The 14,566-nt window shown below is 72.1% G+C and carries 15 protein-coding genes and 1 pseudogene; 12 read left to right on the plus strand and 4 right to left on the minus strand.

Going from position 1 to position 14,566, the window contains the following annotated elements; all coding sequences use genetic code 11:
- The 3 genes from AB0F10_RS38220 to AB0F10_RS38230 form a co-directional block, all read left to right on the plus strand.
- Positions 1-882, plus strand: an 882-nt coding sequence (locus tag AB0F10_RS38220; RefSeq protein ID WP_360637010.1) for a hypothetical protein, incomplete at its 5' end; no start/stop codon positions are given.
- A 146-nt stretch (positions 883-1,028) separates the two neighbouring features.
- The gene (locus tag AB0F10_RS38225) at positions 1,029-1,595 is read left to right on the plus strand and encodes a hypothetical protein (protein ID WP_360637013.1); all 567 of its coding nucleotides are present in this window, start codon (positions 1,029-1,031) and stop codon (positions 1,593-1,595) included.
- A gap of 283 nt (positions 1,596-1,878) precedes the next feature.
- The gene (locus tag AB0F10_RS38230) at positions 1,879-2,334 is read left to right on the plus strand and encodes a hypothetical protein (RefSeq protein ID WP_360637016.1); all 456 of its coding nucleotides are present in this window, start codon (positions 1,879-1,881) and stop codon (positions 2,332-2,334) included.
- Between the two features lie 110 nt (positions 2,335-2,444).
- Here the strand turns inward: AB0F10_RS38230 and AB0F10_RS38235 are convergent, their stop codons facing one another.
- Both AB0F10_RS38235 and AB0F10_RS38240 read right to left on the minus strand, forming a co-directional pair.
- Complete coding sequence (locus AB0F10_RS38235; protein WP_360637018.1) at positions 2,445-3,866, minus strand: WGR domain-containing protein; 1,422 nt, start codon at positions 3,864-3,866, stop codon at positions 2,445-2,447.
- A gap of 102 nt (positions 3,867-3,968) precedes the next feature.
- Positions 3,969-4,847 (minus strand): LysR family transcriptional regulator, encoded by an 879-nt coding sequence (locus AB0F10_RS38240; RefSeq protein ID WP_360637021.1) that lies wholly within the window; start codon positions 4,845-4,847, stop codon positions 3,969-3,971.
- A gap of 69 nt (positions 4,848-4,916) precedes the next feature.
- On the opposite strand from AB0F10_RS38240, the gene AB0F10_RS38245 reads away from it, so the two are divergent.
- Positions 4,917-5,429 carry a hypothetical protein gene (locus AB0F10_RS38245; protein ID WP_360637023.1) on the plus strand — a complete coding sequence of 171 codons (513 nt, stop codon included), beginning with the start codon at positions 4,917-4,919 and terminating at the stop codon, positions 5,427-5,429.
- Here the strand turns inward: AB0F10_RS38245 and AB0F10_RS38250 are convergent.
- On the minus strand, positions 5,398-5,667 hold the full coding sequence (locus tag AB0F10_RS38250) for a hypothetical protein (protein ID WP_360637049.1): 270 nt from the start codon (positions 5,665-5,667) through the stop codon (positions 5,398-5,400). The two genes, AB0F10_RS38245 and AB0F10_RS38250, sit on opposite strands and share 32 nt — an antisense overlap.
- Before the next feature lie 122 nt (positions 5,668-5,789).
- On the opposite strand from AB0F10_RS38250, the pseudogene AB0F10_RS38255 reads away from it, so the two are divergent.
- Positions 5,790-5,939, plus strand: a pseudogene (locus tag AB0F10_RS38255) (ATP-binding cassette domain-containing protein); the annotation flags it as partial.
- A 28-nt stretch (positions 5,940-5,967) separates the two neighbouring features.
- On the opposite strand, the gene AB0F10_RS38260 reads toward AB0F10_RS38255, so the two are convergent.
- The gene (locus AB0F10_RS38260) at positions 5,968-6,990 is read right to left on the minus strand and encodes an AraC family transcriptional regulator (RefSeq protein ID WP_360637026.1); all 1,023 of its coding nucleotides are present in this window, start codon (positions 6,988-6,990) and stop codon (positions 5,968-5,970) included.
- Positions 6,991-7,142: 152 nt separating this feature from the next.
- On the opposite strand from AB0F10_RS38260, the gene AB0F10_RS38265 reads away from it, so the two are divergent.
- The 7 genes from AB0F10_RS38265 to AB0F10_RS38295 form a co-directional block, all read left to right on the plus strand.
- Entirely contained in the window at positions 7,143-8,129 is a 987-nt protein-coding gene (locus AB0F10_RS38265; protein WP_360637029.1) for a quinone oxidoreductase, read from the plus strand.
- A 31-nt stretch (positions 8,130-8,160) separates the two neighbouring features.
- Positions 8,161-9,063, plus strand: coding sequence for a TauD/TfdA family dioxygenase (locus AB0F10_RS38270; protein WP_360637032.1), 903 nt, complete (start codon positions 8,161-8,163; stop codon positions 9,061-9,063).
- Between the two features lie 30 nt (positions 9,064-9,093).
- Positions 9,094-10,146, plus strand: coding sequence for a 3-keto-5-aminohexanoate cleavage protein (locus tag AB0F10_RS38275; RefSeq protein WP_360637035.1), 1,053 nt, complete (start codon positions 9,094-9,096; stop codon positions 10,144-10,146).
- A 121-nt stretch (positions 10,147-10,267) separates the two neighbouring features.
- Positions 10,268-11,590 (plus strand): MFS transporter, encoded by a 1,323-nt coding sequence (locus AB0F10_RS38280; RefSeq protein ID WP_360637038.1) that lies wholly within the window; start codon positions 10,268-10,270, stop codon positions 11,588-11,590.
- Positions 11,587-12,261, plus strand: coding sequence for an alpha/beta hydrolase (locus tag AB0F10_RS38285; RefSeq protein ID WP_360637041.1), 675 nt, complete (start codon positions 11,587-11,589; stop codon positions 12,259-12,261). The genes AB0F10_RS38280 and AB0F10_RS38285 overlap by 4 nt, the downstream gene beginning before the upstream one ends.
- Positions 12,258-13,811: a long-chain fatty acid--CoA ligase gene (locus AB0F10_RS38290; RefSeq protein WP_360637044.1), complete on the plus strand. Its 1,554-nt coding sequence runs from the start codon at positions 12,258-12,260 to the stop codon at positions 13,809-13,811. The genes AB0F10_RS38285 and AB0F10_RS38290 overlap by 4 nt, the downstream gene beginning before the upstream one ends.
- Positions 13,808-14,566: putative sulfate exporter family transporter (locus AB0F10_RS38295; RefSeq protein WP_360637047.1), on the plus strand; the 759-nt coding region annotated here is incomplete at its 3' end. The genes AB0F10_RS38290 and AB0F10_RS38295, both read left to right, overlap by 4 nt.

The following is a 14,566-nucleotide window of genomic DNA, read 5'->3' on the forward strand; positions in this document are numbered from 1 at the left end:
GTCGGCCGCCTGCTGCCGTCGCCGGTGACCGCGCCGGCGCTGGCGGCGGCCGGCATCGGGCTGCTCACGGTCGCTCAGGTCACGCCGCGCGACAGGGAGTGGCTGGCCCTGGTGTTCTCGCCGATCTTCGGCATGGCCTCCTACACCGACTACCAGACCGTGTACGGGCGGGTCAGCGCCGCGCAGGCCGTCTGGCTGGCCGCGCTCGCCGTCACCGGCGCGGCGCTGCTCGCCTCCGGCGGCGCCCGTTCCCGCCTGGCGGCGCTGCTGCCCGCGGTGCTCGGCGCCGCGCTGGCGATCGCGATCGTCCCCCGCTTCGAGTTCGTCGCGAACCCGGTGGACCCGGTCGCGCAGCAGCCGGTGTGCGCCGACGGCAGCCCGCGGGTCTGCGTCAGCCGGGTGCACGCCGGGCTGCTGCCGGAGGTGGCCCCGCTGGCCCGGCAGGCCATGACGATGCTGGCGAAGCTGCCGGACCCGCCGTCGCAGGCGCACGAGGACACCACCACGTTCTACCCCGACGCGTCCCCGCCCCGGCGCCCCGACACCGTGCTGATTCCCGTACGGGTCGACGGCTCCGGCCACCTCGACGAGGCGGCCGGAATCATCCCGGAGATGCTGTACGCGGCAGGCGCGAACACGCACGGCTGCCCCGAGCCGCCGAGCACCGAGGTCGCACGCGCCGCGGGGGCCTGGCTGTCGGGCCACGAGCCGGTGCCCGAATACGCCGACGAACCGGCCGAGCTCAACCCCGCCGCCGTGACCCTGTGGCAGGGCCTGCGCCGCCTTTCCCCGAACGAGGCGGCGGCCCGCGTCGCGGCGGTGCGCCAGGCCGCCCTGGCCTGCGAAAGCGTCGACGGCCTGCTCGACAGGAGCACCAGATGAGGCGGCTGCCGACGGCGGCACCCGATGAGGCGGCTGACTCCGCACCTGCACTCCGGGCAGGTGCCGACCGCTCCGGCCGCAGCCGCAGCCGCAGCCGACAGGAGCGTCCGGTGCGGTGGCTGACGTTGTATCTACGCTCCCGGCAGGTGCCGGCGGCTCTCGTCGCCGCCGGCGCCGTCGCGGCGCTGATGTGGACATTGTGGACGGTGTTCTCCAACAGTCGCGACGTCGGCGTGCCCATGGTCATCCTGACCGTTCTCCTGCTCGTCGCGACGAGCACGGCCACCCTGGCCGGCCCCGACGACGCCCTGGAACGCACGGCCGCACTGTCCTGGCCGCCGCGCCGGGCGGCGCACCTGCTCGCCACCCTCGCCGTCGTGATCGTGCTGCTGCTCGCCACCCTGCACACCGGCGCCCGGTTCGGCCCGGCCGGGCTGGTGGTCCGCGACGCGGCCGGCCTGCTGGGGTTGACCGCCCTGGGTGCCGCGACGATCGGCGCGGCCCGGTCCTGGTTCCTGCCGCTGGGCTGGACGCTGGCCGCGATCGTGTTCCCCCAGGACGAACGCGGCGCCGGACCGATCCTCACCTGGCAGTCGCAGGCTCCGGGCAGCAAGGCGGCGGCGCTGACGGCGGCGCTGCTCGCGATCGGCGGGCTGGCGGCTTATGCGCTGAGCGGACCCGCCCGGCGCGCCCCCGCCGAGGCCGCCCTGTAGGCGATGGCAACGCTCCCACCCGGGAGGGAAACGACGAGCGTGAGTCGTGTCCACAACCGCGCGCGGGCCAGACCGCTCCCGGCCGCGGCATCGATCCCGGCCGAATCACTCCATCCACATCGGACGATGAAGTATTCGCCCGAAAACGAGCATTAAATCCATATTCATAACTTTATGCGATGACACGAATAATTTACGCAATACTTGGCATCGGCCTGCCGGCGACCGGCCGTGGTCGCCGTGAACCGTAAGGGCCGAAACCAAGACCTGGAGGAACGACAGCATGAAACTGTCCCATTCCCGCGCCTCGCTGATGCGCGCCGCGGGCGCCACCGTCGTGGCGACGGCCACGCTGGCGGCCGGCCTGCCGGGCATCGCCCATGCCGCCCCCGCCGATCCCGGCGACCGCACCGTCTCCGTCACGGTCAAGAATCACACCTCGGTGCGCCTCAACCTGGACGAGGCCGACGTCACCGAGGGCGACTGGACGCTGGACCCGCCGGGCTCCATCAAGGCGTTCAAGGTCGTTCACTTCGGCTCGGTCTCGACCGACTTCGAGGGCGGCACCGAGGCCAACGTCTCCTTCCGGACGAAGTTCGGCATGGTGGAGCTCTACTGGAGCGACCCGTGGGAGATCGACAACGACTTCACCTGCGACACGCCGCCGGAGTTGTCCTGCCAGATCGACAGTGACCTCGGCCCCAACGCCAGGGCGACCTTCGACCTGTTCGAGAACTGAGCCCAGCTCACCGCGGCCCGGCCGGCAGCGCCCGGCCGGGCCGTCGGGCGAGCGCCTCCCGCCTGTCAGGCCGGGCAGATCGTTACGGATCGGCCCGGCCGGATCGAGGCCTAGAGAAGACGGCGGATCTCGCCGTAGGTGCGGTAGAAGCCGCCGCGGCTCGCGGCTCGGACGCCGGTCACCACGTAGCGGCTGCCGCGCTCGCGGATGCCCTTCGGGAACTGGACCTGCCAGTCCTGGTGGTAGCCGGACGACACGACCCGCACGCGCAGCCGGCCGCCGTCCTCGATGCACTCGACCAGCACGCCGCCCGCGGCGTCGTGGACGATCTCGAGCGTGCTGGACGGGACCACCGCGGGCATGCGCGGCGGGGCCTTCACGTCGACCGCCTGGGGAATGGTGCCGCCCACCGCGGACCGGATCGCGTTCTCGCCGGCGTCGATGCAGGCCAGCGAGCCGTCCGTGGTGACGATGTAGAGGCGCTCGTCGCGGTATTGCATCGAGTAGGCGGAGCCGCAGCCGGTGCCCAGCTTCCACAGCCGGGTGCCGTCGGCGTCGAAGCAGTAGATGGACGACGCGCTGTCGCCCGCGAAGACGTAGCGGCCGTTCTGCGCGGTGGCGCAGGAATAGACCGGGGCGTCGCAGCGGTAGGTCTGCCGGTGGGTGCCGTCCTTGCCGAGCTCGACGATCTGCCGGGTCGCCGTGCCGGCGTAGAGCGTGGACCGCTCCTGCCAGCCGAACAGTACCGCGCCGGTGCCGGTGTGCCACAGCTCGCGACCGGTGCGCCAGTCGTAGCTGGTGACACCGCGGGAGTGGCCGTGGTGCACGGCGTCGGCGTCGCAGCGGACCATCCAGGCCGAGTTGCCGCGGCCGGGCCGCTGCCACAGGAACTCGTCCTCGTGGTCGATCGCGGAGATCCCGCCGTCGGCGTCGGAGACGCCGAGCACACCGTCGTGGATGTCGAGCCAGTAGATGTCGATCTCGGGGGCGATCCGGTATGCCATGCGCGGCACCTTGCCGGACAGGTCGTAGACGTTGCCGTCGTCGCAGCCGGCATAGATCCAGCCGTCGTCGGCGACGATGCACTTGACGCCCTCGGGCAGCCGGAACTGCCGCACCACCTCGGCGTCGTGGCTGAGCGTCGTGATCAGACCGCTCTCGTTGCCGACCATGCACACGTCGTCGTCGACGAAGATGCCGAACGCCGGGCTGCCCGACGCGTAGCGCCACAGGATCGGGGCCCGGGTGGCCGTCGAGCGGGTGCTGACGATCTGCCGCCGGGAGACGGCGCGCTTCTTCCGGCCGCCCAGCACGGCCGGCGCGTAGCCCTTGCGGATCTTTTCGCCGATCTTCTTCGACGCCTCGGCCTTCGCCTTGTCGGCGGTGGTGAAGGACGAATGCTTGATCTGGCCACGTTCGCCGATCCGCCCGAAGCGGACGGTCACGTCCGTGCCGTCGACGGCCACCTCATAGAACTTGTGCGCGCTCCCGGCGTCCTGCGAGAGCTCGAGGTATGTCGTGTCGGCTGGCATCGGAGCCACCTTTCAGCAGGGGTCTGCGGCGCGCTCGGCGCAGTGATGCAGGGACCGTAGCGGCGGGGTCCGACACTTTCCACCTCCCTCCACTGTCGACGGTCAACGCGCGGGCGGGCGGAGGCGGTCCAGCAGACCGGCGACCCTCGGGTCGGACAACGCCGCCGGCCGGTGCACCGCGTGATAGGTGACCGTCGGCAGGTCGGTGACCGGCCGGGCGACCAGCCCCGGCGGCGCCGGGACGATTCCGTTGACGATCGCCACGCCCACCCCGAGGGCGACGAAGTGCGTGATCAGGGGCCAGCCCTCGGCCTCCACGGCGACCGTCCACTCCACCCCGGCGGCCCTCAGGGACTGCTCCAGCATGGTCCGGTGCGGCCGGGGCTCCGGGGGAAGGACCAGGCCGGCGCCGGCCAGGTCGCGCAGCGCCACCGATCGGCGCCGGGCCAGCCGGTGGCCGTCCGGCACGAGCAGCACCTGCGGCACCGTCGCCAGCTCGACGGCGCTCAGGTCGTCGGGCAGCGCGGCGAGGACGCCGACCCCGAGGTGCGCCTGCCCGGTGCGTACGGTGGCGAGCATCTGCCGGTGGTCGCAGTTGACCAGGCGCAGCCGGGTCGGCTCCTCGGCCAGCACGGCCCGGATCGCGTCGCCGAGCAGGTAGAGGAAGGCGCCCTGGCCCGCGGCGAGGACAACCGGCCGGCTGGGCTCGCCCCCGGCGAACTCGGCCAGGAAGTCCGCGAGCCGCTCGTCGTGCGCGCGGGCGAACCGGGCGACCGCCACGCCGTCCGCGGTGAGCACCAGCCGCCGCCCGCTGCGGTGATAGAGCGGCCGGCCCAGGGCCTGCGCGAGCTTGCGGACCTTCACGTGCAGGGCGGGCTGGGAGATGCGCAGTTGCCCGGCGGCGCGGGTGAAGTTGAGGTGATCGGCGAACACGACGAAGGAGGCGAGCGCGTCGGCGGAGATTCCGGCGCGCTCATCCATAACCGGAGACTATAGCTGCGGGAGTATCGATAGTTCTGCTGCAGCTTCGCGGGCGCCAGGCTGATCGACATGAACACACAGGGAATGCGGCTCGGGGTCGACATCGGCCGGGTCATCATCGGCGGGGACGCCCCCGGCGGCGGCGACACCCGGTTCTTCAGCGGCGACACCGCCCGGATGCTGGCGACGCCGGCCGTGCCCGGGGCGTTCGGCGCGCTGTCGCGCCTCGTGCCGCACTTCGAGCAGGTGTGGCTGATCTCCAAGTGCGGCGAACGGGTTCAGCGCCGGTCCCGGCAGTGGCTCGACCACCACGACTTCTCGGCCCGTACCGGAATCCCCCGGGACAACGTCCGCTTCTGTCTCGCGCGGCCCGACAAGGCCGTGCACTGCGCGGAGCTGGGGATCACCCACTTCGTCGACGACCGGCTCGACGTGCACCGGGCGCTGCGCGGCGTCGTGTCGCACCGGTACCTCTTCGGACCGCAATCCGGGCCGGCGCCCGGCTGGGTGCGGCACACCCCGACCTGGACGGCGGTGGAGGCCGCGATCGTCAGTCCCGGCCGCGCCCCAGGATCGCCTTGAGGCCGGCGGTGTAGACCTCGGCCGGCACTGCCTGCGGGTCCAGCCACCGCTGCAACCCCACGCCGATGTCGAGTGCCAGCAGCAGCGCGGAGAGCTGGTCGGCCGGGACCGGCAGGTCGTCGGCCTGCTCGGCCGCCTCCTTGGCGTGCGCGTCGCGCACGGTCTGCAGCCACTGGGCGAGCGGCGCCCTGGCGGACTCGTCGCGCATGCCGTAGAGCCACAGCTCGACGAACGCCATCGCGAAGCGGCGGATCTCGGGACGGTCGACGGCGGAGGTGTAGCTGTCGCCGAGGCGGCCGGCCCAGGCGGCGAGGGACGGGCTCGGCGGATCCGGCTCGCTCCCGCCGAGCTTGCGCTCCAGGCCTGCTCGGGCACAACGGCGCCGGCAAGACCACCCTGCTCAGCCAGGTCGTCGGCCTGGTGCGGCCGACGAGCGGCCGGATCACCCTGCTCGGCCGCGACCCGGTCGCGGAGCCCGCCTGGGCGCGCTCGGTCTGCTCGTTCCAGCCGCTGCGGGCGATGACCGGGCGCGACTGAGTCACGCGGCGGGCAGGTCCGCCCGGCGGGCCCGCCACTGGCTGGGGCTGTCGCCGAACCGGTGCCGGAACCACCGGGAGAAGGCGCTCGGCGCGGCGAAGCCCAGCAGGTCGGTAATCTCCGTCAGCCGGTAGCGCTCGTTGGACAGGTACCGCTCGGCGAGACCGGCCCGGACCGTGTCCACTATCGAGCTGAAGGTCTCCCCCGTGGCGGCGAGGTGCCGGTGCAGGGTGCGCCGGTCCATGCCCAGGGTGCGGGCGACCTGGTCGACGCCGCAGCGGCCGGTCGGCAGCAGCACCTCCACGAGATCGCGGACCCGGTCCGCGGTGGTGACGCCGCGCGGCGCGGCCAGCGACGTGAGCACCTCGTCGGCGTGTCCTGCGGGTTCCGCGGCGGCGAGTGCGTTCGGCGCGTCGAGATCCTTCGCGTACAGCACCAGGCCGGTAAAGGCGTGGCCGAAGTGCACGCGCCCGCCGAACAGCCGGGTGTGTGTGCCGGCGTCGGCCGGGGCCGGGTGCGAGAAGCACGCCGACAGCGGCTGCCACCGGGGGTCGAGGACCGCCCGGACGATGCCGTGCAGCGCGCCGACCGCCAGCTCCTCCGCCTGGGCCGAGGGCGCCGGCTCGCCCAGCTCGAACCACATCCGGATGGACGCCAGTCCCTCGGTCTCCACGAGCCGGATCCTGAGGGCCTCGTTGTAGGTGTGCTCGTAGCGCATCAGCAGGCTGAGCGCGTCACGGAAGGTGTCCTCGCCGCGCAGGGCGAGGCTCAGCGGGCCCAGCGTCGACAGTCTGCGGAACTCGGCGAGCCTGAGCCCGAAGTCCGCGTGGCCGGACGCGCGGGCGGACAGCTCCAGGAGCCTGGCCACCCGGACCGCCGGCACCCACTTGTCGGGCGTGGCCAGGTCGGCCGGGTCGAGGTCGACGGCGCGCATCAGGGTGGCCGGCTCCAGCCCGAAGGACTGCGCGAGCTGGAGGTAACCGCTGAGGGTGGCGTACCGGAGGGAAGGCCCTGAATCGCCCATTGAATGTCCCCGAGGGATAAGTAATGTGTCCCGCCGAGTAAAGCATGTGGCGGGCATCACGCCTACTGTTGCCTGCATCACGGCACCGGGTGCCGATGAAGGTTTCCAGGCCACAGCCGCTGTGGCCGGCGCAGACCCCCTGGAGGCAACACGTGGCGAAGGCCATCCGCTTCGACCGTCCCGGTGGCCCGGAGGTCATGCAGTGGGAATCAGTCGAGGTGGGCGAGCCGGGCCCGGGCGAGGTCCGCGTCCGGCACCACGCCGTCGGGCTCAACTTCGCCGATACCTACTTCCGCAGCGGCCTGTACCCGGCCGCGCTGCCGGCCGGGATGGGCGTCGAGGCGGCCGGCGTCATCGAGGCCGCCGGCCCCGGCGTCACCGGGTTCGCGGCCGGCGACCGGGTGACCTACACCGGCAGCCCGCTCGGCGCCTACAGCACCGAGCGGGTGATGTCCACGGCGCCGCTGATCAAGCTGCCGGACGACATCTCGTTCGAGACCGCCGCCGCGATGACCATGCGCGGCCTGACGTCGGCCTACCTGCTGCGCCGCATCGCGCCGCTCACGCCGGGCGACACCGTGCTGCTGCACGCCGCGGCCGGCGGCGTCGGCCTCATCTTCACCCAGTGGGCGAGGCTGCTGGGCATCGACGTGATCGGCACGGTCTCCAGCGACGAGAAGGCGGAGGTCGCCCGCGCTCACGGCTGCGCGCACACCGTCGTCTACACCCGCGAGGACGTGGCCACCCGGGTACGCGAGCTGACCGGCGGCGCCGGAGTGCCGGTGGTCTACGACAGCATCGGCGCGACCACGTTCCACCAGTCCCTGAACTCGCTGAGGCGCCGGGGCCTGCTGGTCTGCTTCGGCACGGCGTCCGGCGCCGTGCCGCCCATCGACGCGATGCAGCTTGCGGTCAAGGGCTCGCTGTTCGTCACCCGGCCGGCGCTGGCCGACTACATCGCCGACGAGTCCGAGCGGGCGGCCCTGGCCGGCGAGCTCTTCGGCCACGTCTCGTCGGGCCGGATCAAGATCCAGATCAATCAGCGGTACCCGCTCGAGAACGCCGTACAGGCGCACCGGGATCTGGAGGCCGGCCGCAGCATCGGCTCCTCGGTCCTCACCGTCCCCACCACCGACTGACAGACCCCGACGTCCCGAACGGGAGGCACACATGCAGGACACCATCGCCGAGGGCAGCGCGCCCGCGGCAGCGCCCGCAGGCACCTTCGAGGCGCACCCGTTGACGGTGCACATCGGCGCCGAACTGCGTGGCGTGAACCTGGCCGAGGCCGCCCGCGACGACGACCTGTTCGCCGAGCTCAAGGCGTTGCTGCTGCGCCACAAGGTGCTGTTCGTCCGCGACCAGGACATCAGCCGGGCCGAGCACGTGGCCCTCGCCGAGCGGTTCGGCAACCTGGAGGACCACCCGGTGGCCGGCAGCGACCCCGACCACCCCGGCCTCGTACGCATCTACAAGGACCTGGACAGCCCGGCGGAACACTACGAGAACGCGTACCACTGCGACGCGACCTGGCGGGAGGCCCCGCCGATGGGCTGCGTGCTGCGGATGGTCGAGGGGCCCCCGGTCGGCGGCGACACCATCTGGGTGAACATGGCCGAGGCGTACCGGCGGCTGCCCGAGGACGTCAAGGAGCGCATCGCCGGCCTGCGGGCGCGGCACAGCATCGAGGCCTCGTTCGGCGCGAACATGGCGATCGAGCAGCGCCTCGCGCTGCACGAGCGCTTCCCGGACGCCGAGCACCCGGTGGTGCGCACCCACCCCGAGACCGGGGAGAAGGTGCTGTTCGTCAACGCGTTCACCACGCATTTCACCAACTACCACACGCCGGAGCGGGTCCGGTTCGGGTTCGACTACGCCCCCGGCGGCAGCGAGTTGCTCAACTACCTGATCCGCCAGGCGGCCGTTCCGGAGTTCCAGGTGCGCTGGCGCTGGAGTCCGAACAGCTTCGCCATCTGGGACAACCGCAGCACCCAGCACTACGCCGTACAGGACTACTGGCCCGCCGTCCGCAAGATGGAGCGCGCCGGAGTCGTCGGCGACAAGACGTTCTGACCCCCTCCCACCCCAGAACAGGAGCCCCCGATGCACTTCCACGACGACTCTCTGTGGCCCGAGACCCAGGAGAAGCTGGTCATCACCGCCGCCCCGTACGGGCCGGAATGGGAGCCGGGCGACTTCCCCGAGGACATCCCGGTCACCATGGACCAGCAAGTCCAGGCCGCGGTCGACTGTTACAACGCCGGCGCCACCGTGCTGCACATCCACGTCCGCGAGCTGAACGGCAAGGGCTCGAAGCGGATGTCGATGTTCAACGAGATGCTCGGCCGGATCCGCGAGGCCGTGCCGGACATGATCCTGCAGATCGGCGGCTCGATCTCGTTCACCCCGGAGAACGACGGCGAGGCCGCCAAGTGGCTGGAGGACGAGGCCCGGCACCTGCTCACGACCCTCGACCCGGCGCCCGACCAGGTCACCATCGCCATCAACACCAGCCAGATGAACATTGTCGAGCTGATGACCGCCGACGACATCGCCGGCACCTCGTTCGAGCGGCCCGCGCTGCACGAGGCGTTCCGCAACATGGTCGTCCCGGCCGAGCCGGCCTGGGTCGAGGAGCACCTGCGGCGGCTGCGCGCGGCCGGCATCCAGCCGCACTTCCAGCTCGCACACAGCGCGCAGCTGGAGACCGTCGAGCGCCTGGTCCGCCGCGGCGTCTACACCGGCCCGCTCAACATCAGCTGGGTCTCCATCGGCGGCGGCTTCGACGGTCCGAACCCGTACACGATGATGGAGTTCATCCGCCGGGTGCCGGACGGCGCGTCCCTGACCCTGGAATCGATCATGCGGGCCGTGCTGCCGATCAACACCATGGGCATCGCCATGGGCCTGCACACCCGCTGCGGCAACGAGGACAACCTCTGGTACGCCAAGGGCGAGAAGATGACCTCCGTCCGGCAGGTCGAGCAGCTCGTGCGCATCGCCGGCGAGCTCGGCCGCAGCATCGCCGACGGCAAGGAAGCCCGCGACATCTACAAGATCGGCGAGTACTGGGACAGCGCCGACGAGGCCCTCGCGAAGCTCGGCTACGCGCCGAACCGCAAGCCCGGCCAGGTCGGCTTCACCTTCCACGCCTGAGCATCCCGCTGTAACGCGATCCCCTGAGCCGTCCGCGTGGGGTGCGGTCCGCCGCACCCCACGCCCGCACCCGATCTGGTCATACCTACCCCCTCCCTCCCGGCTCATTCTTGGAGCGACCATGGCCATGCAAGTCCAACCGGCCGTCTCGGCCCCGTCCGCACCCCTCGCCCGGATATCGCGGGTCTTTCCGTGGGTCGTCTTCGCGCTCACCTTCGGTCTGCTGCTGTCGGACTACATGTCGAGGCAGGTCCTGTCGGCGGTCTTTCCGTTCCTCAAGGACGAGTGGGGGCTCACCGACACCCAGCTCGGCAGCCTGACCAGCATCGTCGCCCTGACCGTCGGCGTTCTCGCGGTGCCGCTGTCGCTGGTCGGCGACCGCTGGGGCCGGGTACGGGCGATCGTCGTCATGGCGGTCGTGTGGAGCCTCGCCACCCTGGGCTGCGCGGTCGCCGCCGGCTACGGGCACCTGCTCCTGTCCCGCCTCATGATCGGAGTCGGCGAGGCCGCGTACGGCAGTGTCGGGCTCGCGGTCGTCCTCGCGGTCTTCTCGGCGCGGAAGCGGGCCTCGCTCACCGGAGCGTTCATGGCCGCCGGCTCGTTCGGCTCGGTGCTGGGCGTCGCGCTCGGCGGCGTGCTCGCCACCCAGTTCGGCTGGCGCTGGGCGTTCGCGGTGATGGGCATCTTCGGCCTGGTGCTCGCCGCCCTCTACGGGGTCGTGATCACCGAGCGCAGGCTGGCCGCGCACCGCCTCGACGACGCGCCCGGCACCGGCCCGGCGCTGAGCGCCGGGCAGCGGCGCGCCAAGCTGACCACGCTCTTCTCCACCCCGGCGGTGGTCTTCGCATACCTCGGCGGCGGCCTGCAGCTGTTCATCACCGGCTCGATGTTCGCGTGGCTGCCCAGCTACTTCAACCGGGCGCACGGCATGGAGACGGACAAGGCCGCCAAGGTCGCCGCGCTGTTCATCCTCATCATGGGCGTCGGCATGATCGTCTGCGGCATGGTCACCGACCGCGTCGGGCGCGGCCGGCCGATCAGCAAGTGGACCACCGCCATCGTCTTCGCCGCCGTGACGCTGGTCTTCCTCGGCGCCGCGTTCGCGGTCAAGCCCGGCGGGGCACAGCTGCTGCTGCTCGCGGTGGGCTGCTTCTTCGCCGCCGGCACGACCGGGCCGACCGGGGCGATGGTTGCCCGGCTCACCCACGAGTCCATCCGGGCCACCGCGTTCGGCACGCTCACCTTCTTCAACAACGTGCTCGGCCTGGCGGCCGGCCCGATCGTCACGGGCATCCTCGCCGACCGGTTCGGCCTGCAGACCGCCATGAAGTACGTCCCGCTGGTCGCCGTGGTCGCCATCGTCCTGCTGTTCCTGGGGCGGCGCGCCTACCCCGCCAGCATCCGGCGGCTCGAGCCCGCCGCAACCGGCGAGGTACCCGCGTGACCTCCGGCCCGGGCACCGTGTGCGATGTTCAGCCTGGCCTCGGGCCGGAGGCGCCCGGGCCGTCCACCCGCGCCGGGCGCCTCGGCAACGCCGGAAGCGGCACGGTGATCGTCACGGTGCCCGGGCTCCGGGCGCACGTGCCGGACCACTGGCAGACCCGGCTCGCCGCGGCCCTGCCGAACGTGCGGCCGGTGACGCCGCTCGGCCTGGCGAACCTCAGCCTGGACGAGCGGGTCGCGGAGCTGCACCGGACGATCGAGGCGGCCGGCGGACCCGTGGTGATCGTCGCGCACAGCGCCGGCGTGATCACGACCGTCCACTGGGCCGCCCGGCACGCCGACGCCGCCCACCGGGTGCGGGGCGCCCTGCTGGCCACCCCGCCGGACCTGGCGGACGAGCTGCCCGCCGGGTACCCGTCGCTGTCGACGCTGGCCGAGCTCGGCTGGCTGCCGGTACCGCGACGGCCGCTGCCGTTCCCCAGCATCGTCGCCGCCAGCGCCGACGACGCGCTCGGCGATCCGGCGCTGGTCCGCGCCCTCGCCGGCGCCTGGGGCAGCCGGTACCGCGAGATCGGCGCCGTCGGCCACCTCAACCCGGCGTCCGGCTACGGCGACTGGCCCGGCGCCGAACCACTCATCAAGGAACTCGACCACCCGGAGGCCCCCCGATGACCCTGAACCTGGCAAACCTGCTGGAGGACAGCGCCCGCCGCCTCCCGGGCCGCGACGCGGTCGTGCTCGGCGACACCAGGCTCTCGTACGCCGCGCTCGACGCGGCCGCGGGCCAGGTGGCCGGCCTGCTGGCGAGCCGGGGCGTGCGGCCGGGCGACCGGGTCGCGCTGTCCTGCCCGAACCTGCCGTACTTCCCGATCGCCTACTACGGCATCCTCAAGGCCGGCGCGGTGGTCGTGCCGCTCAACGTGCTGCTCAAGGGCCGCGAGATCGCGTACCACCTCGCCGACTCCGCGGCCCGGGCGTACCTGTGTTTCGAGGGGACCGCCGAGCTACCGATGGGCGCCGAGGGCTTCGCCGGCTTCGGGCAGGCCGACGGGTGCGAGCAGTTCTTCCTGATCACCGCCGACCCGGCGGCCGGCTCGCCGATCGAGGGCGCGGAGACGCTCGGGCAGGCGCTCGCCGGCCTCGACGGCACCTTCGACACGGTGAACACCGGCGAGTCCGACACCGCGGTCATCCTCTACACCAGCGGCACGACCGGGCAGCCGAAGGGCGCCGAACTGTCGCACGCCAACCTGGTGCTCAACGCGCTCACCTGCAACCGCCTGTTCGGCAGCCTCGCCACCGATCACGAGCGGCACCTGATCACGCTGCCGCTGTTCCACTCGTTCGGCTCGACCGTGCAGATGAACGCCGGCATCGCGGTCGGCTCCACCCTGGTGCTGCTGCCGCGCTTCCAGGCCGACGAGGCGGTACGGCTGCTGCAACGGGAGAAGATCACCTTCTTCGCCGGCGTACCGACGATGTACTGGGGTCTGCTCGGCGCCCTCGACGAGAGCGTCGACGTGGCGGAGATCGCCCGCAACCTGCGGGTCGCGGTCTCCGGCGGCGCGTCGCTGCCCGTGGAGATCATCAGGCAGGTCAGGGAGCGGTTCGGGGTTCAGATCCTCGAGGGGTACGGGCTGTCGGAGACCTCGCCGGTGGCCACCTTCAGCGACCCGGAGCGGGAGCCGCGGCCCGGCTCGATCGGCGTGCCGATCTGGGGCGTACAGGTGAAACTGATCGACCCCGAGTGGAAGACGATCGAGGGCACCGACGAGGTCGGCGAGATCGCCATCCACGGTCACAACATCATGAAGGGCTACTACAACCGGCCGGAGGCGACCGCCGAGGTCATGCGCGACGGCTGGTTCCGCACCGGCGACCTGGCACGCCGCGACGAGGACGGCTTCTACTACATCGTCGACCGGGCCAAGGACATGATCATCCGCGGCGGCTTCAACGTGTATCCCCGCGAGATCGAGGAGGTGCTCCTCACCCACCCGGCCGTCTCCCTCGCGGCGGTCGTCGGCGTGCCGCACGACAGCCTCGGCGAGGAGGTCAAGGCCTTCGTCATCCGCGGCGGCGACATCACCGAGGACCAGCTCATCGCCTGGTGCCGGGAGAACATGGCGGCCTACAAGTACCCCCGGGCGGTCGAGTTCGTCGAATCGCTGCCGATGACCGCCACCGGCAAGATCCTCAAGCGAGAGCTGACCGGTCGGTGACCGCCACGAACGTCAACGTCGCCGTTCGCCCCGCACCGCACCGGTCCCCCACGACGGGCGCATCCGCCCTGCTGGTCCTCGCCGTCGGCCTCGGCGCCGCGCACCTCGGCCACCGCCTCGTGCCCCAGGTGGGCGTGCTCACCTGGGCGGTCGCCCTCGGCGTCGCCGCCGCGAACCTGAACCTGCTGCCGGCCCGCGGCCAGGCCGCGATCAGCGCAATGACCAGGAAACTGCTGCGAACCGGCGTGATGCTGCTCGGCTTCTCGGTATCGATCGGTGCCGTCCTGGCGCTGGGCGCCCCGGTGATCGCCGTGGTGGCCGGAACCCTGCTGGCCACCATCTCGTTCACTGTGTGGCTGGGCACCCGGCTGCGGCTGGGCGGGCCGAGAAGCCTGCTCATCGGCGCCGGGGTGGCGATCTGCGGCGCGTCCGCCATCGCCGCCATGGAGGACGCCGCCGGCGCCGACGACGAGGACGTCACCGCCGCCATCGCGATGATCACCCTGTTCGGCACGGTCGCCCTGGTGGCGTTCCCGCTGCTGCGCGGGCCGCTCGGCCTCGGCGACGTGCAGTACGGCGTGTGGACGGGCGCGGGAGTGCACGAGGTCGGCCAGGTGGTCGCCGCCGCCAGCCCGGCCGGCGCGGCGGTGGTCACCGTCGCGGTCATCGTCAAGCTCACCCGGGTGCTGCTGCTCGCCCCGGTCGTCGCCGGGGTGAGCGCGGTCGATCGTTTCCGCGCGCCCGTCGCGGACGGC

It is taken from the genome of Actinoplanes sp. NPDC026623, assembly GCF_040638275.1.
GTDB lineage: Bacteria > Actinomycetota > Actinomycetes > Mycobacteriales > Micromonosporaceae > Actinoplanes.